The 18,851-nt window shown below is 41.9% G+C and carries 20 protein-coding genes; 8 read left to right on the forward strand and 12 right to left on the reverse strand.

What is annotated here, in order from left to right; translation table 11 throughout:
* Positions 1–334: 334 nt before the first annotated feature.
* A complete protein-coding gene (locus MAE_RS03550; RefSeq protein WP_231859709.1) occupies positions 335–631 on the forward strand; it encodes a hypothetical protein in 297 nt (98 codons plus the stop codon).
* A gap of 171 nt (positions 632–802) precedes the next feature.
* Here the strand turns inward: MAE_RS03550 and MAE_RS03555 are convergent, their stop codons facing one another.
* From MAE_RS03555 to murQ, 4 genes are all read right to left on the reverse strand, one after another.
* Entirely contained in the window at positions 803–1,381 is a 579-nt protein-coding gene (locus tag MAE_RS03555; protein WP_012264350.1) for an esterase/lipase family protein, read from the reverse strand.
* Between the two features lie 109 nt (positions 1,382–1,490).
* The gene (locus tag MAE_RS03560; RefSeq protein WP_002782684.1) at positions 1,491–1,889 is read right to left on the reverse strand and encodes a DUF4164 domain-containing protein; all 399 of its coding nucleotides are present in this window, start codon (positions 1,887–1,889) and stop codon (positions 1,491–1,493) included.
* 180 nt (positions 1,890–2,069) lie between these two features.
* The gene (locus tag MAE_RS03565) at positions 2,070–3,560 is read right to left on the reverse strand and encodes a site-2 protease family protein (RefSeq protein ID WP_012264351.1); all 1,491 of its coding nucleotides are present in this window, start codon (positions 3,558–3,560) and stop codon (positions 2,070–2,072) included.
* Positions 3,561–3,587: 27 nt separating this feature from the next.
* Positions 3,588–4,508 (reverse strand): N-acetylmuramic acid 6-phosphate etherase, encoded by a 921-nt coding sequence (gene murQ / locus MAE_RS03570; protein ID WP_012264352.1) that lies wholly within the window; start codon positions 4,506–4,508, stop codon positions 3,588–3,590.
* A gap of 195 nt (positions 4,509–4,703) precedes the next feature.
* Here murQ and rplU point away from each other — a divergent pair, with 195 nt between their 5' ends.
* From rplU to MAE_RS03585, 3 genes are all read left to right on the forward strand, one after another.
* Positions 4,704–5,093, forward strand: coding sequence for a 50S ribosomal protein L21 (gene rplU, locus MAE_RS03575; RefSeq protein WP_002760284.1), 390 nt, complete (start codon positions 4,704–4,706; stop codon positions 5,091–5,093).
* Between the two features lie 34 nt (positions 5,094–5,127).
* The gene (gene rpmA / locus MAE_RS03580) at positions 5,128–5,397 is read left to right on the forward strand and encodes a 50S ribosomal protein L27 (protein WP_002744094.1); all 270 of its coding nucleotides are present in this window, start codon (positions 5,128–5,130) and stop codon (positions 5,395–5,397) included.
* Between the two features lie 147 nt (positions 5,398–5,544).
* Positions 5,545–6,477 carry a phytanoyl-CoA dioxygenase family protein gene (locus tag MAE_RS03585; RefSeq protein ID WP_012264353.1) on the forward strand — a complete coding sequence of 311 codons (933 nt, stop codon included), beginning with the start codon at positions 5,545–5,547 and terminating at the stop codon, positions 6,475–6,477.
* Between the two features lie 283 nt (positions 6,478–6,760).
* Here MAE_RS03585 and MAE_RS03590 read toward each other — a convergent pair whose 3' ends face one another.
* From MAE_RS03590 to accA, 3 genes are all read right to left on the reverse strand, one after another.
* The gene (locus MAE_RS03590; protein WP_012264355.1) at positions 6,761–7,039 is read right to left on the reverse strand and encodes a HepT-like ribonuclease domain-containing protein; all 279 of its coding nucleotides are present in this window, start codon (positions 7,037–7,039) and stop codon (positions 6,761–6,763) included.
* On the reverse strand, positions 7,029–7,319 hold the full coding sequence (locus tag MAE_RS03595) for a nucleotidyltransferase family protein (RefSeq protein WP_002736589.1): 291 nt from the start codon (positions 7,317–7,319) through the stop codon (positions 7,029–7,031). Before MAE_RS03595 ends, MAE_RS03590 begins: the two co-directional genes overlap by 11 nt.
* Positions 7,320–7,449: 130 nt before the next feature.
* Positions 7,450–8,439: an acetyl-CoA carboxylase carboxyl transferase subunit alpha gene (gene accA / locus MAE_RS03600; protein WP_004163211.1), complete on the reverse strand. Its 990-nt coding sequence runs from the start codon at positions 8,437–8,439 to the stop codon at positions 7,450–7,452.
* 361 nt (positions 8,440–8,800) lie between these two features.
* On the opposite strand from accA, the gene MAE_RS03605 reads away from it, so the two are divergent.
* Positions 8,801–9,748 carry a fused MFS/spermidine synthase gene (locus MAE_RS03605; protein ID WP_012264356.1) on the forward strand — a complete coding sequence of 316 codons (948 nt, stop codon included), beginning with the start codon at positions 8,801–8,803 and terminating at the stop codon, positions 9,746–9,748.
* 69 nt (positions 9,749–9,817) lie between these two features.
* Here the strand turns inward: MAE_RS03605 and recJ are convergent, their stop codons facing one another.
* The 4 genes from recJ to MAE_RS03625 form a co-directional block, all read right to left on the reverse strand.
* The gene (recJ, locus tag MAE_RS03610; protein ID WP_012264357.1) at positions 9,818–12,100 is read right to left on the reverse strand and encodes a single-stranded-DNA-specific exonuclease RecJ; all 2,283 of its coding nucleotides are present in this window, start codon (positions 12,098–12,100) and stop codon (positions 9,818–9,820) included.
* A gap of 276 nt (positions 12,101–12,376) precedes the next feature.
* Positions 12,377–12,631 (reverse strand): MoaD/ThiS family protein, encoded by a 255-nt coding sequence (locus MAE_RS03615; protein ID WP_004163207.1) that lies wholly within the window; start codon positions 12,629–12,631, stop codon positions 12,377–12,379.
* A gap of 19 nt (positions 12,632–12,650) precedes the next feature.
* Positions 12,651–15,674, reverse strand: a complete 3,024-nt coding sequence (gene sbcC / locus MAE_RS03620; RefSeq protein ID WP_012264358.1) for an exonuclease subunit SbcC — start codon at positions 15,672–15,674, stop codon at positions 12,651–12,653.
* 115 nt (positions 15,675–15,789) lie between these two features.
* A complete protein-coding gene (locus MAE_RS03625) occupies positions 15,790–16,017 on the reverse strand; it encodes a DUF2281 domain-containing protein (protein ID WP_002760273.1) in 228 nt (75 codons plus the stop codon).
* Positions 16,018–16,222: 205 nt separating this feature from the next.
* On the opposite strand from MAE_RS03625, the gene MAE_RS03630 reads away from it, so the two are divergent.
* A complete protein-coding gene (locus tag MAE_RS03630; RefSeq protein WP_002760272.1) occupies positions 16,223–16,561 on the forward strand; it encodes a rhodanese-like domain-containing protein in 339 nt (112 codons plus the stop codon).
* A 157-nt stretch (positions 16,562–16,718) separates the two neighbouring features.
* The gene (gene hrcA, locus MAE_RS03635) at positions 16,719–17,795 is read left to right on the forward strand and encodes a heat-inducible transcriptional repressor HrcA (protein ID WP_012264359.1); all 1,077 of its coding nucleotides are present in this window, start codon (positions 16,719–16,721) and stop codon (positions 17,793–17,795) included.
* On the opposite strand, the gene MAE_RS03640 is transcribed toward hrcA, so the two are convergent.
* Positions 17,782–18,075, reverse strand: a complete 294-nt coding sequence (locus tag MAE_RS03640; protein ID WP_002760270.1) for a hypothetical protein — start codon at positions 18,073–18,075, stop codon at positions 17,782–17,784. The genes hrcA and MAE_RS03640 overlap by 14 nt on opposite strands.
* 376 nt (positions 18,076–18,451) lie before the next feature.
* Between MAE_RS03640 and MAE_RS03645 the strand changes: the two genes are divergently transcribed.
* Positions 18,452–18,847 carry a helix-turn-helix domain-containing protein gene (locus MAE_RS03645; RefSeq protein WP_012264361.1) on the forward strand — a complete coding sequence of 132 codons (396 nt, stop codon included), beginning with the start codon at positions 18,452–18,454 and terminating at the stop codon, positions 18,845–18,847.
* The last annotated feature ends 4 nt before the right edge of the window (positions 18,848–18,851 follow it).

The following is an 18,851-nucleotide window of genomic DNA, read 5'->3' on the forward strand; positions in this document are numbered from 1 at the left end:
TTTTGCCATTATGGATGCTATAATTAGGGCTTGCTGAATAAATGTGAAATGTAGGCAAGATAGGGGTTTTGTGGCTTTTCTTGCGAAACAGGTGCAAGATTTTGAGAGAATCGTGCTTCAAAACCTTGCGTCTTCATCGGCCCGCGTCCTGTAGGGGCGAAGCATTCGGGCAATAACCTATCGGTGAAACCGGAGATTTTCTATCCGAATGCTTCGCCCGTACTTTTTGCCGCAAACCCTAATTATCATCAGTAATCTTCAATCTTTTAATCCTATGTCATAAACTCCTAAATATGACCTTCGTGGAGCAAATATTGCTAACTTTGCCGATACGGTGCAAGGAGATCAAAAAGCAGTTCAACATAATTACGCCACACCCCAAAATTTAGCTGAAGCCGCCCAAGAAATCCAACAACTTATCAGCCAACTTACCCAAACTTATCCCACTAATACCGAAATTGAAAAACAAACTTTTGTCGCACAAGTTGACGCAGAAATCCAGAAAAATTCTCGCTTAAGAAGCATTTTAATCACGGGAGGAATTGAATTAATTAAAGTCCTCTGTCCTCCCCTCGGTATTCCCATTGAAATGGGTAAAAAATGGCTAGAAACTGCTAATTTAAGTGATTAAACCTAGAGGTTTAATAATCTTCTAATGATACAAATCCCGAAGTCCGCCGCTGATGCGTTTCATTTTTGAATTAGCACAATTATAACCATAAGTCAAGCTTTTTTGATGATAATTAACTTTTTTGTTGGTGATATTTTGACCTTGTTCTGGTATTGGAGACAACCAGTATTTCTATTCTAATAAAGTCTCTTTAATTGTTGTTAAAACTTTGCTATCTTTGACCATCCAAGCATGGAGCAATACGGGAATCGAAATTTCTTTACCCACCGATAAACGGGAACTATGGGCAGGAAATATCATTAAATCGTAGGGAGTCCAGATAATTGTGGTTTTAATTTTATTTAAAATTTGTTGACAATCTTGATTTAAATCCTCTAGAAATTGACTCCCGGGCTGCATTTGTCTAATCCCATCTAAGGGTAAACTATACGCGGTTAACGTGCCTCGATTCGGAGCAGAAATATTTAGGTAACGTTGCACTCTTTCCACTCCTCCCAATCTTTGCAGGTAGTAGCGGGTAATTAATCCTCCCATACTAAACCCAATCAGATCTACTTTCTGCTCTTTAGCAAAGTTTTTCTCGATATAATTGTCCACCTGACCGGCTAAAACTTCTAACTTTTCGTAACCATGATTGGGAATTAGATTAAAACTATGCACCTGCCAACCATGATAGTTTAAATACTCGCTCATCGGTTTAAAAACAGCCGTAGTGGCTAGAAAACCATGCACCAAAACAACGGGATTCATAGATGAGATTTTATCCTTGAATTCTGAATCTATTCTAACGGATGATCGGGGTAATGAGCGAAAAATTTTGGGGAAGAGCCTATCTACTAGGTACGGCTACCGGCAACTTCTAAGGATTAGGGAAAAAACCAAAAAGTTTAGCGGCACCTCCTAAAATAGCGACCACCAATGCTATCAGAATCCCTCGATTGGTGAATTCCTGATAGGCAACCCTTGCAGTTAATCCATTGATTTTTTCGTCTAAAGCTTTAATATCTCCCTTGAGTTCGGCCTGTCCTATTTCTACTTTAGTTAACCGGTCTTCTACCTTGTCAAATCTCTCGTCAATACGGTTTTCCAGAGAGTCGATTTTCTCATCAATACGTTTTTCCAGAGAGTCGATTTTCTCGTCAATACGTTTTTCCAGAGAGTCGATTTTCTCGTCAATACGTTTTTCCAGAGAGTCGATTTTCCCCTCAATCCTTGTCAGGACAGCTTCTAGGGAATAAGTGACAGTTTCGTTAGACATTTTAAGCAACTCCAAAAGTCAAATCTTCAGGGGTAAATACTGGAGGCTATATTTTACGGAAAAATCAGGGGTCTATAGGCGTACACGGATTCCCATTATAAGAAAATTATAAGTCAAGACTTGAGTTTTTGTCAAGCTTTTTTTTGACGGCAATCAATGGCAAGAATTTCGGGGAAGTATTTAGCCACCGATGCCTAACCGTCCCGCTAAACTAGGGCTTAAAGGAATCAGAGTCGCCAACATTAAAAAGAGTAGTAATAAACCCCAACCGGCGCGGGTGTCATCGGGTTCGGTTAACTCGTTTAAACTCGGTCTTTCCAACTCTCTTTGTAAAAAAGCGACTAAAATTGTCCAATAGAGAGGAATCGGATTACTGGGATTAACTAAGGAAATAATGCCCAAAATGACCAAAGTGGCCACAGTGGTGCGGCGGGCAATTTTGCGACCATAAATAGCCTGAACAATTCTGCCACCATCTAACTGTCCAGCAGGCAGTAAATTAAGGGCGGTAATCACCAATCCTAACCAACCGATAACAGTTAAAGGATGCACGGAGATAACAGCATTTTGTAACTCGTCGCCCAAAACTATCCGCGCTAAAAAACTCACTAAAATTGAACTTTGGAAAAAGGTACTAGGGATTTGAAAAAGGCTGGCAGAATTAGATAAAGTCAGTCCAACGATTAACAAGATTAAAGAAACCAAACCGCCCAAAGCAGGACCAGCGAAAGCTATATCAAATAGAACACTGCGGTTAGGTAATAAAGATTCAAAACGAGTAATCGCCCCAAAAGAACCAATCTGCCAAGTGGGAAGAAAATAGGGTAAACTGAGACGAACATTATGGCGTTTAGCGATAATTAGATGACCGATTTCGTGGGCAATTAATACCGACCATAAACCCAAACTCAGGGGAATTGCTTCTCGATATCTCTGCCAATTACCAAACAAATCAAAACCCAATAAAATTCCAGCCGCTTCTAAGCTAGTGACAATGGTGGCTACTAACAAAACTAAAGAGAGATTTTTTTGAGCAAGAGTGGCAGGACTAGGATCGTTAGTTTTGGGAAGGATAATTACCACAGGTTTTTCCTCGGTTCCTTCCACCAGAAATAAACGATATTTGTCGCCAAAATTATTACTTAATTTCTGGGTTAAGCGAGAGTGAACGATATCCGGGTCTCCCCGTAAATTGCCTTTAAAAATTGCCCCTTCCTGAAAAGAGATAGTTTCGGTGGCAAAAAAAGTATCTATCGCAAAAATACTCTGAATAACTTTTAAATCCTCTTCGGGAATTGGCATCACATCCGGCACAATTGCTGTCACCGCTGCCGGGATTTCTAGAGGAGTAACGGACTGGCTAACTGCCTGGTTAACTTTCGGTTCAATTATCTGATTGGTTTTCAGTAAGCGTAAACGGTTGCCCAAATAAATATAGATAATGGTGGAAGCAACCAGTAAAAAGAGAATTACCGCTAGATTGAGATAAATTCCCGCCGCAAATAGCCCGAAAAAAATTAACCAAGGAGCTATGAGTACCAAGGATTGTAACCAAGCTAAAATTCCCAGTTGGCCGTAGGGTTTAGCTCGATAAAAACTCCAAGTCAAGATAGCACCAGCGACGAGGAAAATAACAGCGACCGCAGCAATTTCCGAAGAAATATTAACCATAGGAAAGTCAAAATCAATAGGTTTTTATCAATCAATTTGATTATAAGCTTGCAGGGCGGCCCGTAATTGACCCCGATGCTTTTGTAACAATTCTTGTCCTGCCGCCGCCGAAAGTCCCGTTTTCTGCATTAACAAAGCCAGTTTAACCCGGCGGCCACTTTTTTCCAGTAAAATAGCCGCTTCCTCGCGACTAACATCGGTAAGGTGGCAGATAATCCGCAGGGCGCGGTCATGGAGTTTATGATTAGTAACTGCCACATCGACCATCTGGTTGCCGTAAACCTTGCCTAACATGACCATTGTCCCTGTGGAAAGGATATTTAAAGCCATTTTCGTCACCGTTCCCGCTTTCAGCCGTGTGGAGCCGGCCAAAAGTTCCGGTCCAGTCAATAACCGGATATCCACATCCACCGCGATCTCCACTTGTTCGGCGGGGACACAACTAATAGCAATCGTCGTCGCACCCCGCTGTTTTGCCGCCTGTAAAGCCCCGTGAACGTAGGGGGTTGTCCCCCCGGCGGTAATCCCCACTACCACGTCTAATTCGTGAATTTCTCGCTGGGCAATAATCGCCGCCCCATCTTCCGCTTTATCCTCCAAATCTTCGGAACTACGCACCAGCGCCGCCGCTCCACCAGCAATAATTCCCTGTACCAATTCCGGGGGAGTGCAGAAGGTGGGAGGACATTCGGCCGCGTCCAAAACCCCCAGCCGGCCACTGGTTCCTGCTCCAATGTAAAAGAGTCTACCACCTTTAGCCAGAGCTTGACTGGTCAGGGAGATCCCTAGGGCCAATTCTTGCCGGGCCATGGCGATCGCTTTTAGGGTTTGGGCATCCTCCCGATTGAACAGATCCACCAATTCGAGCGGGTTTAATTGGTCTAAATTTAGGCTGTTTGGATTAATTTGTTCGGTTAACAGGTGTCCTCTGCTTTCCCACTGTTCCATAACGGTTTAATTGAGTTTTTCGTAAGATTATTTTCAGTATATAGCGAATCGGTGGGCTAAAAGCTTGACAATTGCCCCCTAGATATTAGATAATAGTAAATTGTGTCAATTCCTGCTCGGATCAGGTGAGGACATTAGCACAAAAGCTGGAATTTTTTTCAGCTACCTGTACGGCAAAACGAGCGCAGAAAATTCATGAGTTACGCAATTATTGAGACCGGTGGCAAACAGATTCGGGTGGAACCCGGTCGCTATTACGATATCGAACTTCTTCCCGTCGATGAACAAAGTACCCATACCATCGACAAAGTGCTATTAATCCATGATGAGGATGATATTAGCATCGGTCAACCCTTTATCGAAGGGGCCACCGTCGAAGGCACTGTCATACAACATCGTCGGGGCAAAAAAGTTATTGTTTATAAAATGCGCCCGAAAAAGAAAACCCGTAAAAAACGCGGTCATCGTCAAGAAATTACCCGTTTTATGATTGATTCAATCAATTATAACGGTAAAACCCTAGTCGCCACTGCTGCTACCTCCAGCGCTGAAGTTGTGGAAGATAGTAGCGATGAAGAAGAATAACTTTTAGAATCAAAAAAGCATTTGGAGAGAAATTATGGCTCATAAGAAAGGTACGGGTAGTACCCGCAACGGACGCGATTCTCGTTCCCAGAGACTAGGCGTTAAGCGCTACGGTGGTCAAGTGGTAAAAGCGGGAAATATTCTCATCCGTCAACGGGGTACTAAAGTTCACCCGGGTAAAAATGTTGGTCGTGGTGGCGATGATACTTTATTCGCTTTAATTGATGGTGTGGTCAAATTTGAATACAAGGATAAAAGTCGCCGTCAAGTTAGCGTTTATCCTGCTGAAGTTAGCGCCAGTTAATCCCATCAACCCTGATTAATTTTTTCCCTGTAACCTCCTAACTCATCCTAGGGGGTTTTTTCAGATAATTTATATCTGTTGACAGGGTAGATCGATCGCTCATAGATTAAAATAGTCCGAAAGTAGCTCGGAAAAGATGGACTCACCATGATTCTTAAAATTGCCGATATCTTAAAAAATTTGCCCTGGTCTTTCAATTCTACTGCCGAATTACCCTGGTTAGAGCGATCGCAAGCGGAAAAATCCCTGCAAAAAGCTCGTCAACAACGGCGAATTTCCGAACGAGAATATCAACTCCTTGACCATTGGCGAGAATTGGGTTATTGTATTGTCAAAGATTTAATTCCCGCAACGGCGATCGATAATTTAGTAGCAGAATTAGCCGATTTATTTTTCCTAGAATCGGCTATCCCTGGATTAAGAATTGAAGGCATTCAAGCAGAAAATCTACCGGCGAGTTTAAGTCACGATCAAGTTTTAGCCCTAGATATCGAGCAAAGAAAAGCCTTAGTCAATTCTATTTGGCGACTTCATGGTTTTCATGAGATTTCCCCCGCCGCTCAAGCAATTTTTGACAATCAAAATCTGAAAGATTTAGTTAATTTAATTATTGGCAAATCCTGCGAACCGAGATATTCCATCAACTTCCTGCACGGTACAGAGCAGGGGCTGCACGAGGATATGGCAGTTTTTTATGTTCATCCGGCTAATCATTTAGTCGGTGTTTGGATTGCCTTGGAAGATATTTCCGCCGATGCTGGGCCGCTAATTTTTTATCCTAAATCTCATAAAAATATCAAAGTAACTGACTTTTTTCCAGACTATCCCGCCGTCAATCTTAAAAATATTACTGCCGCTCAAATTCCCCAATACCAAGATTATGTTAACCAGCGCGCTCAGAATTATGACTGTCAATCATTTACTGCTAAAAAAGGAGAGATTCTTCTCTGGCACGGAATGTTAATTCATGGTGGTGGGAAGATTAATAATACCCTGCTAACCCGTAAATCGATGGTCATTCATTTTATTGCCGAGGGTGGCGATTACAACGATCGGGCTTTGGGACCTTTTAATTGGTAAGATTAATTTACCACTAATAACTCGGAAATAATCGGACTAATACTAAATCCGTTTAGTATAGGCTACTTAGGGCTTGCTGAAAAAGTTTTTCCTGGGGGTAGGAGTCAGGAGTCAGGAGTCAGGAGCCGGTCGTTTCAGGCTTTGTTGCCCTTGTTTTTTGTACCAAGCGATGTACTACAAGAAGGATAATGCAAGGTTTTTGAAAGTCCCAATCCTATTTTCTTGCACTAACATCGGACTTTAACAGGTCAAAAGCTTTATTTTAAAAGGGTTTTACCATTATTCAGCAAGCCCTACTTAAATTAACTTGAAAATATTCGTGAGTTGCAACATTTCTCATTCCTGCCATTAAACGCCAAGGAATAAGAGGATAGCGAGACTGAATTTCCTTCGGTACATTTCTAGTTGCTTCTCCGATAATAATAAAATCATAGAGAACCGCTTTGATATTTGTTTGATTCTTGGCAAATTCCTCAAACGTCATTGCCTTTGTTCGCTGTTCAATTTCACTGATAGATTCTAAAATGTCTTGAAGGCGAAGTCGCCAATCTCTAGAAGGCATTGATCAGATCCTCAAGCACAGGTTCCCGTAAATGTTCTCTTAAGGCATCCTGAGTTCCTAAATCCACAGAGCATCCCAGAATATCTTCTAAATAATACTGTACTTGCAGAAGTTGAAAAAAACCACCTTGTCGATCGAATTCTACTAACAAATCTACATCACTATCGGCATCAGCTTCATCCCTGGCCACTGAACCAAATAAAGACAAAGATTTCACCCCTAGTTTTTGTAACTGTTCTCGGTGTGCCTCTAGAATTGCCAGCACCTCGTCCCGTTTCATCTGGTGTGTCTTTGAACCTGCCATCAATATTATAGCTTTGTCGGTGCAACCCTTAAACTGAAGCTGAAATCTTCCAAATCTACAAAACAAACTAATCACTGAAAACTCACATCTGATCACTGATCACTGATTAAGCTGTAGCTTCTAAAAATACGCCTAAATTGCGGAATTTTTGATAACGAGATTCGCGCCGTTGTTGGGGAGTTAACAAAGATAAAGCCTCTAAATTTTCACTAATAGCGGCTTTTAAATTGGCTGCCGCTCTAATCGGATCAGCATGGGCCCCTCTGGAGGGTTCAGGAACGATCTGATCGATAATATTTAACTCTTTTAAATCTTTTGAGGTAATTTTGAGGGCAACTGCTGCTTTATCGGATTTTTTGGCATCTTTCCAGAGAATGGCGGCACAAGCTTCGGGAGTCGCCACGGTATAGACAGAATGCTCTAACATTAACAGGCGATCGCCGACCCCAATGCCCAAAGCACCGCCCGAACCACCTTCGCCAATAACAGTACAAATGATCGGCACATCTAAACGGAACATCTCCCGGAGGTTATAGGCGATCGCTTCTCCTTGACCTAATTTTTCCGCTTCCACCCCCGCCCAGGCGCCGGGGGTGTCAATAAAGGTTAAAATTGGCTGATTAAACTGATGGGCGTGTTCCATTAAACGCATGGCTTTACGATAACCCCCGGGGGCAGCCATGCCGAAATTTCTAGCCACATTATCCTTAGTATCCCGGCCTTTTTGATGCCCGATAATCACCACGGGACGACCGTTAAAACGGGCAACACCACCCACAAGAGCGGGATCGTCGTAACCACCGCGATCACCGTGTAACTCGAACCATTCATCGGTGATTGCTTGAATATAGTCTAGGGTACTGGGGCGCCGGGGATGACGGGCTAATTGTAGCCTTTGGGAAGGGGTGAGATTGCTAAAAATCTCACGACGTAATTGATTAGCTCGTTCGTCTAGTTGAGTAATTTGTTCCGAGACATCTACGCTATTTTCTTGGGCTAATTCTTTAATCTGTTCGATGCGGGATTCTAATTCGTAGAGGGGTTTCTCAAAATCTAGGAGAAAAATCTTTTTCTCGGTAGTCTCGTTTTTAGTCATAGGTTAGTGGCTAGAAGTTTACTTGGAGCTAAGTAGGTAGGCGTTAAAAATTATCAAATACCCCCCTTGTCAAGGGGGGATTAAGGGAGGATTAAGGGGGGATCGGCACCCCCCTTATCAAGGGAGATCCCCCCGCCTATCGGCACCCCCCTTATCAAGGGGGGCAGGGGGGATCAGAGGCAAAATCTATCTTCAATTTAATTATAACTACTTACTTAATCTTTTCTAGCTTAACGTTTTTCAGCGATCGATTATCGGCAGCTTCGGGATTACCTGGAGATAATTTCAGGTTATCGATCGAATTTTGTCAATTGTTGTATAATGATAGATCGTGCCTTTTTCACCCCAAGGAGGATTAGTTATGGCAGGAAGTGAACTAAAAGCGGATCTATGGGTTAACGAATATATTACCCCCTGGGACATTTATAGTCATGGGGTTTCGCGGATTTTAGCCTACAAAAAAACCGCTTTTCAGGAGATGTATATTGTTGAGTCGGGGGCCTATGGAAAAGCCTTGGTACTGGATGGCAAATGGCAATCTTGTACGGGGGATGAATTTATTTATCATGAAGCATTAGTGCAACCGGCAATGATTGCCCACCAAGAACCAAAAACTGCTTTAATTCTGGGAGGTGGTGAAGGTGCGACAACGCGGGAGTTATTGCGTTGGAAAACAATCGAAAAAGTGATGATGATTGATATCGATGGGGATGTGGTGGCAGCTTGTAAGGAACATCTTCCCGAAATGCACCAAGGTACTTTTGATGATCCTCGTTTTCAGTTAGTTGTCGCTGATGCTTTAGAAGTTTTAGACACCACTAACGATCAATGGGATATTATTATCTCCGATCTGGTTGATCCCATCGAAGAGGGTCCTTCTTTCCCCCTATTCACGAAAGAATACTTTGAAAAACTACAAAGAGTTTTGGCAGAAAATGGCATTGTTGTTGTCCAATCTGGCCCGGTTTCTCCTCCTTCGGTGATGTATCATGCGCGTTTGGTGAATACTTTAAAAGCAGTTTTTCCCTACGTTCATTCCTATTGCGCTCCCACTCCTAGTTATGGTTCCCCTTGGGGTTTTACTCTCTGTGCTAATCATCCTTTAAATACTCGTCCCGATCCGGACGTGGTAGATGAATTAATCAGCGATACAACTACGGGAGGATTACGTTTAATTGATGGCATGAGTTTACTAGGAATGTTACAAACTCCTCTCTATATTCGTCAAGCAATCGCACAAAATACGGAAGTTTATACCCTGGCAAAACCCCCGAAATTCTTCGGTCAAGGAGTAATCAGTGACCAGTAATCAGTTATCAGTAATCAGTAATCAGTAATCAGTTATCAGTTATCAGCTATCAGTAAATAAGGGTTATAACTAGAAATCGATCGAGTCTTCATGATTAAGAATTGCTTGCAGTATTTCTAGGGGAACAGTAGCAAAGTATTGCTGGAGAAAGTTTTCTAGGGCCACCGCTTCTAGAAATTGTTCAATCTTATTAATTTTTGCCTCATGATTGACTAATTCAAAGGATAAATTTTCTTGATTTTTCTTGACTTTAAAGCCATTTTCTGCTAGGGAAATTAATCCTAATTCTAGGGTATGATAGCTGAGGTTTAAGCGGTTTTGTAATTGTTGACAGGAAATGCTGGTTTTAGTTCTAGCTAAATATTTCCCGATCCCGACAAGGTTTATCCATGTGGTGTGAGCGGATTTTTTCAAAGGACTAGCATAGGCAAGAACTAACTTTTTATCCCGTAAAATTGCCTGTTGATATTCCCTGGAAAGTTTTGTCCAATCCCGGGGACATTCCCAGAGAAAAAGTGGATTTAATTGGCTAACTTCTTGACTAATTTCTCGATGGCGATTGTCGATTAAAAAATCTTTTTTATTGCTATAGGTTAGGGATTCTTGTTGATAGGGATGCAAGGCAATTAAGCGCACTTCATAGCGATTTTTGTAGGTATTAAAATCTAATTCGACTACGGCATCATAACGGGTATCGGCAGCAATTTCGTCTTTGTGATGACCCCACCACATACCGGGGAAACCCTGCTCGATTGAACTATCCCAGATCTCAAAAGTTGTCCGGGGATAAGCGATTTTTCTGCCTTTGAAATCCTCAAGATTTTTATGCCAAAGATTGTGAAAATAACAATTTTGAATTAATAGCTTCGGTGTCGGATTACCCATCCCGCATGGTTCCAGTAATTTTAATTCTCTAAATAGACTTTTTCCCAATTGGGAAACCGTCACCACCGCAGCCACTTCTATCTCGGAAGAAAGGGAAGTTAAATCAATTCCTGTGCGTCGCAACTGTTGATTAATCCCCTCAATAAATAGGGGTAAATTTTCTAGAGCTAAACTTAAACCTGCGGCCAAAGGATGACCACCAAAACGATGTAAAAGATGGGATTGAGAGGATACTAATTGATAAAGATCGATCTCGCGAATTGACCTAGCGGAACCCTTAGCAAAAGGTGGTTCACTGGTACTTAATAAAATTGTCGGTCGCTGGTATTCTTGGGCAATTTGTCCCGCAACTAATCCTAAAATTCCCGCCATCCATTGGGGATCATCTAAAATAATTACATTAGTGGTGGAAAGATCAATTCTTTCTAGTTTTTTCTGAACTTGTTTAATAATATCCCGTTGGATTTCTTGGCGACGAATATTGGCCAATTCCGCTTGTTCAGCTAATTCGTGACAACGTTTTTCATCTTCACTGGTAAGTAATTCCACACAAAATCTGGCATCGCCATAAATGCGACTGACGGCATTAATGCGCGGTCCAATACCGAAGGATATATCCATCGGTCTATCTCCGGTTTTGTTACATAAATCCAGTAATTTTTTAACTCCCAAACGCTGAGTGTTTTGCAGTTTTTTAAGACCTTTTTGGGCTAAATAACGACATTCTCCCGTCAATTTGACTAAATCGGCAATTAAACCAATCGCAACTAAATCGAGTAAATTTTCTAGGGGTTTTCTGGGAATATCTGCCAGGGTTAAATACATCGCTTCCACTAATTTATAAGCAACGGCAACCCCAGAAAGATGATAGAAAGGATGGGTTTCCACAAAGTAGCGGGGATTAATCAGGGCAATCACCTCGGGGCGCTCGTCGGGTAGGGTATGATGATCGGTGATGATAATATCGATACCTAGACTGTTTGCATAGTCAATTTCGGCGATATTCGTGCTTCCCGTGTCACAGGTGACGATTAAACTGGTTCCTTGATGCGCTAGTTTCTCGATACCAGGACAATTGAGGCCGTGGGATTCTTTTTGGCGATCGGGTATGTAATAATCTAACTGTTGATCAGCTGGGAAAAACTGCCCTAATCCTTCCCAGAGGACAGTGGTAGCGGTGACACCATCGGCATCGAAATCACCCCAAATAGTCACTTTTTCGCCTTTATTTAGGGCTTTTTCCAGTCTTTTGACGGCGAAGTTCATTTCTTGCCCAAAATCAAAGGGAGTTTTTGACTGATAAGCTTTCTCATCCAGAAACGTCCCCAGAGTCGCCATATCCCGGACACCGCGATGCCATAATATTTGTGCCACGACGCTGCCATCCGACTCTGGGGTGTAGTCTTGGACTATTTTTAAAAACTCTTGGGGAAGAGACACCGATGGGGGAATTTGCCAGTTAGACACGGGATATCAAGGAAAAAGTAAAAAAGGTGACAGTTTTTGTGATTTTCCCTATCTCCATTTAGGGCTTGCTGAATAAATGTGAAATGTAGGCAAGGTAAGGGTTTTGTGGCTTTTCTCGCGAAACAGGTGCAAGATTTTGAGAGAATCGTGCTTCAAAACCTTGCGTCTTCATCAGCCCGCGTCCTGTAGGGGCGAAGCATTCGGACAATAACCTATCGGTGAAACCGTAGATTTTCTATCCGAATGCTTCGCCCGTACTTTTTCAGCAAACCCCATTTAGCCACCACTAACGGGGGGAATTAAAACTATCTCATCGCCATTTTTGAGGATTTTCTCTCCCGAAACAAACTGAAGATTAACTCCAAAACGAGTAACATCGCGCCATCTTTCTAATTGAGGATAGGGGGCTATAATATAGTTTAACACTTCTGTAACGGAAGTGTGGGCAGGAAATTCGAGGTTTAATTGTGAAGTTTGATAGACTTCTTGATAAATAGCAAATAGTTTCACTGTGATCGTAATCTTTTCCATCTTTACATCAATATTTTTCCTAGGATAATAACATTAATTGAGAACCCTGTTCGGTTTTGCGGACTTCGATGCGATGTTGAAAAGCTTCTTTAAATTGGGGCATATGAGTTACAGTCAAAATACAGGCAAAATCAGCGGATATAGCATTAATTGCCGCAATTAAGCGATCGCATCCTTCCGCATCCTGAGTTCCGAATCCTTCGTCAACAATGAGCATTTGTAAGGCTGTTCCGGCTCTTTGTGCCAATAATCTCGCTAAAGCTAATCGAATCGAGAAATTAATCCGAAAAGCTTCTCCTCCTGAATAGGTTTCGTAGGGACGAGAGCCGCGGGTATCGCCAATAATAATATCTAAAGTATCGATTAACTTTTGTCGCTGTTTCTTCGTACCTTTACCGCTTTTTTGGGTTAAAAACTGCACATGAAATTGATTACCAGTTAAGCGAGCTAAGATATGATTAGTTTGGGCTTCTAACTCAGGTAAAATATTCTCAATCATCAGAGTTTGTAAACCATTTTTACCGAAAGCTATGGCTAACTCTTTATAAACTGTATATTGTTTTTTAACTTTAGCTAAATCGCCCTCTTTTTCTGTCAGTTGTTTACCTAAAGTTTCTAGTTGATGTAATTTCTCCTCAACCCGACCTTTTTGGGAGAGCAATCCATCAATTATCTGTCTTCGCTGTTGAATATTGGTCGATAATGCGGCTATTTCTTGGCGATAGTCAGTCAAAGTACCAATCTTTTGACTAATATTTGCTAACTCCTGATTCAGCTTCTGGCGATCCTGATTTCGCAGCTGTAATCTTTGCTCAATCTCAGCGATTTTAGCGGCTATTTCCGGATAATTTTTTTCTGCTTGTTGCCAGTCTTGATACTGTAATCTTACCCCCTGTAATTGTCGGATCAGATTTTGAATATTCTGATGTTCACTGCGATCATAATTTAAGTTTTGAATAAACTTTTCTAAGCGTTCAACTTCCTGTTTAAGTGGTGAGTTTTGACCTAGTTCTTGCTTCTCTTGTTCTAGTCTAGCTAATTGATTAATTAAATTAGGTTTCTCGGCCTTGATATTAGCTAAACGACGGTTTGCTTGCTTAAGTTCTGATTCTTGAATTTCTGCCCAACGCCATCTTTTTTCTTCTCCTCTGACTAAAGCATGACTTTGTTCATCATAGTTTAAAAAGGCGATTTCTTGATTGACAATTTGTAATTCTTGCTGTAATTCTAGGGCATAATTGCCACTGCTTAAAAGTGCTTCTAACTGGACAAGTATCTCCTCGGTTTTCTCTAGTTCTATTTCCTTTTCTTCAATAGTTTCTAACTTGACTTCCAACTGCACATATTTTTGTTGTAGATTCGATCTTGCTGGCAATTCTTGTTTAATTTGGGCTAATTCCTCCCCTAAACGTTTTAAATCTCGATCGCAGTCTGCCATCCTTTCCTGTAGGGACCAGATTTGCTCTTGAATTTGTTCTTGATGTTGATGGGTTTTCCTGATTACTTGATGACGGTGATGACTGTCTAAATTCTGTTCACACAGAGGACAAACCGAATCGGGAATATTTAATTTTTCCAATTTATCAGTTAACTCTAAAAGTTGTTCTTCATATCTTTTCTGTTGCTCCAATAAACTTTTTTTATCCACTTGTTTAAGAGTTTCCTTTTCTTCAACTCGTTCACAATAGGTTTGTTTTTTATCCAGTTCCTTAATCCGTTTGGCTAAATTGAGAGCTTCCTCTCTTAGTAGAGGAATACGAGCGATTTCTGTCTCTAATTGTTGCCGATTTCTTTGCAGTTGTTCCCAACGAGCATTGATCTTAGCTTTTTCCCGTTCCAACTGCATATTTAAATCAGCTTTTCGGCTATTTAAAGGAGCATATTTTAAAGCTAATCTATCCAATTCCTGAAGACGTTGACGATGATAATTTAATTTCTCTAATCCTGCTTGAATATCCCCCGCTTGCTCGATAATTTTTTGAGTTTCTTGTTCCTGTCTTCCCAATTCTTCTAAACGAGCGCTCGTTTGTTGGATGGGAAGGGTAAATTCGTTAATTTTTTGCTGTAATTTCTGTTCTAATTGTTGTTTATCATACTGGGCCTGTTGCCAAGCTTGCAATTGACTTGACAAACTGGCCTCTTTCTTGTCTAAATTGATTAGGCGCTCGTGTGCAGTAATAATGTCATTTTTGCGATGAAGAATAGTCCTAATTTGATTTAATTGATTGTCTAGACTAACTTTTTCCCGGTCTAATCTCTCGATTTCTGCTAATAAAGCTCGCTCCTGTTCTCTTTGCCACTGCAGCTGTTTTTCCCAATTCTGACGCTGATTTTCTTCCCCCTGTAGTTGCTGTAAACGCCGATTATTTACCTCTTGTTCTTGATTAATTTGGTTAATTTGGGTGCTTAACTCTTGCAGCTGTTGCTGATAAGAATTTTTCTCCTGAAGACGGAGTTTGATAGTTTCTACTTGCTGCTCGATCTGGAGGGACTGTCCATCAAATTGTTTCGATATATCCTTGGCTTTATTTGCTAAAATTTCATAGCGATCGAGTTGTAATAATTCTGCTAAAATCTGTTTACGACCACTGGGAGGCTGTTTCATAAACTCGTCCGCTTGTCCCTGCCGTAAATAAGCAGAATTAATGAAAGTTTTATGGTCTATTTTCAGATAAGTATTAATCTGTGCTTGAGTATCTTTAATACTTTTACCCGATAAAGGACGAAAACTCTGATCATTAATCACCTGAAAATCTAAACCAGAAGCTTTCCCTCCCCGGTGACGACTACGGATAATTTTATAGATTTCTCCCCCATAACTAAACTCGAAATCTACCCGCGCATAATCGCTGCCCGCATGAATCACATCATCAGCAATCGAGGTGCGACTTTCTCCCCAAATTGCCCAAGTAATTGCTTCGAGTAAAGAGGATTTTCCCGCACCATTGGCACCACAAATACAGGCAGTATGTAATCCGCGAAAATCTAGCACTGCCTCGCGATAACTGAGAAAATTTTTCAGGGTTAATTGTAGGGGAATCATAAGCTGGGGAGGTGGGGAAGTGGGGAAGTGGGGAGAATGCAGTACAAGGCATAATTAGCGGAAATTCTGTCACTCAGCCTCAGTAAAATATTGGTATCAAATAGATATTTAGCCATTAGTCATAGATAGTTTCACGCCCTAAGGCTTCATCGGGTAATCCGGGGGTATCCTTGGGTTGACTTTCCAGAAATTTTAGCCAATCTTCTGCTTTTTCGTGGGAGGTCATCTCTGCAATTTTTGGCGAAGTTCTCTGAGTTAGAAATTGGCTGAAGTTTAAGACTTCTTGTTGTTTTTCTAAAGGAAGTTTTCGCAAGTTTTCGATAACGGCTTGTTCAATATTCATCGAAATTCAGCTTGTCGATTAATCGGCGTACTAAAAAGCATCAATGTCTTCAATACCTGCCCGTTCCCCATTATATCACCCGCTCTGGCACTGACCAAATCCCCCCACTTGGCTGCGATATTATTCCTACGCAAGTACCTAACCGCTCAGGGTCCCTCGATTTGCTACTCTAAAGGAAAGATAACCGATTCTTAAGACCAAATCTATGAGCATTCCCGAAATTAGCGTCCATGAACTCGCTCTCCGTTTAGCCGATCATGATCCTAATTTACAACTTATTGATGTGCGCGAACCGGAGGAAGTTGCCATGGCATCTGTAGCCAATTTTACCATTTTACCCTTGAGTCAATACCAAGAATGGTCGCCCACTATTGCCAGCCAATTCAACCCCCAAGCGGAAACCCTGGTTATCTGTCACCATGGCATGAGATCCCTGCAAATGTGCCAATGGCTACAAAGTCAGGGTTTTACTAATGTTAAAAATATTAACGGCGGCATCGATGCTTATTCCCTCCTCGTCGATCCTAATATTCCCCGTTACTAATTTTGAGCGCCTCCATCGGGAAAAGAGAGGGGTAAACTATCCCCTTTCTCCCCACGGAGGACTGACTACTGATAACTGATAACTGATAACTGATAACTGATTAAGCGTTATACTGTCTAAAAAAATGTTATAAATCTTTTGTTAAGATTATCCCCCTATGTCCGCTAGAAACCATCTCAGCGATCGCTATCAACATATCTTAAAGGCCACAATCCAACATTATATCGCCACGGCCGAACCGGTTGGCTCGAAAACTCTGCTGGAGGAGTACAAATTTACTGTTAGTTCCGCCACGATTCGCAATGCTCTCGGTAAACTGGAAAAAGAAGGTTTACTCTATCAACCCCACACTTCCTCCGGACGCATTCCCTCCGATTGGGGTTATCGTCTCTACGTCGATGAGTTAATGACTCCCGATGACCGTATCGGCGAAAAAATCGGCTATTATCTGCATCAAAACGCTAAATCTCCCGCTTGGAGTCTCGAAAGTCTGCTGCAACGGGCCACCCAACTTTTAGCCGGTTTAAGCGGTTATATCGCTATCGTTACCCTCCCCCACACCCTCACCAATACCCTGCGTCATCTGCAATTAGTCCCCGTCTCGGACCGGCAGATTATGTTAATTATTGTTACAGATAGTTTACAAACACGCTCGGTTATGATAGAGATTCCTGAGTCTATGGCAACGGACAAGAAGGATGGATTAGCAGAAGAATTACAAATCCTCTCTAATTTTCTCGGGGAAAAATTAAAAGGTTATTGCTTGGCAGATTTAATTAACCTCGATTGGCAGCAAATCGAGCGAGAATTTACCCGTTATACCCATTTTCTCCAACAATTAAGCCAAGAAATCGGCGCTAGTCTCCAATCCACTGCCACCCCGGAGATTATCGTCCATGGTGTCGCTGAAGTCATTCGACAGCCAGAATTCGCCCAATGGCAACAAGTACAAATGTTACTGCATCTATTGGAAGCAGAACAGGATCGCCTTTTACCCCTGATTTTACAAAGACCAGAACCGGAAAAATCAGCTAAAAAAGTCAAAATCACCATTGGTTCCGAAAATCCTCTGGAATCCATGCGCCCTTGTACTCTTATCTCCGCTTTTTATAAACAGGGAGATACTCCCGTCGGTAGTGTTGGCATTATCGGACCGACGCGAATGTTATACGAAAATACTATTCCCCTGGTGGAATCCACCGCTAACTATCTCAGCGAGGCTATAAGTAAGTAGATATCCCCCGCAAAGGTTCGGGAATAGGACAATCGACAGTAAACTCTAAAATTGTCTCACCATCCCCCAAATAGCCAGAATTGGCAAAACAGAGCAACATCCGCACCAGCGCCACCCACACCTCCGCATCGAACTCCCAATCCTGTCCCCGACGCGCTCCACAGGCGATCGATTTTAGCGCCCAAAAATAACTATTTCTCACCACTGAACCGCCTTTTTTGTAAACCGGCACATCCTCATGGTGAATATAAAGAATATCATCTTTAGCGATCGCTCTCATCGGTGGCTAGGAAGGTTGCGGGAATTTTCAGCTGACTGTCCTAGATAGGGCTGGCTGAATAAATGTGAAATGTAGGCATGGTAAGGGTTTTGTGGCTTTTCTTGCGAAACAGGTGCAAGATTTTGAGAGAATCGTGCTTCAAAACCTGGCGTCTTCATCGGCCCGCGTCCTGTAGGGGCGAAGCATTCGGATAGAAAATCTACGGTTTCACCGATAGGTTATTGCCCGAATGCTTCGCCCCTACTTTTTCAGCAGACCCTAGATAATAACATCTTTAGCGATCGCTTGGGTCGCGCCAGAAAACCCACTATAACATTTTTCTTTCTTTCTCACAAATATGAAGTATAATGTCATCGATAGCTAAACCGCACAAAAAATGAAATCCTATCCAGTAGAGTTCCGTCAGAAAATCCTCGACTGTTATTATAACGAACCCATCTCTCAAAGACAATTAGCGAAAAGATTCTGCGTAACCCTAAGTTTCGTACAAAAGCTTTTGAAGCAATATCGAGAAACGGGAGATCTTCGACCGAAGACTTATCGATGTGGACGTCATTTAAAACTCACGCCAGAACAAATGATCGTCCTCGGTACGTTAATTGAGGAAAATAATGACGCAACTCTAGCTGAACTATCGAAACTATTCCTAGAAAGAACTGGTATAGTGTTAAGTGTGGCGACAGTGGCAAGAATAGCCGAACGCTTGGGAATAACCCGCAAAAAAAACTATACAACCACCCGCAAAAGAGACAGAAAGAGTACAACAACTTAGACAA

The organism is Microcystis aeruginosa NIES-843, from assembly GCF_000010625.1.
GTDB lineage: Bacteria > Cyanobacteriota > Cyanobacteriia > Cyanobacteriales > Microcystaceae > Microcystis > Microcystis aeruginosa.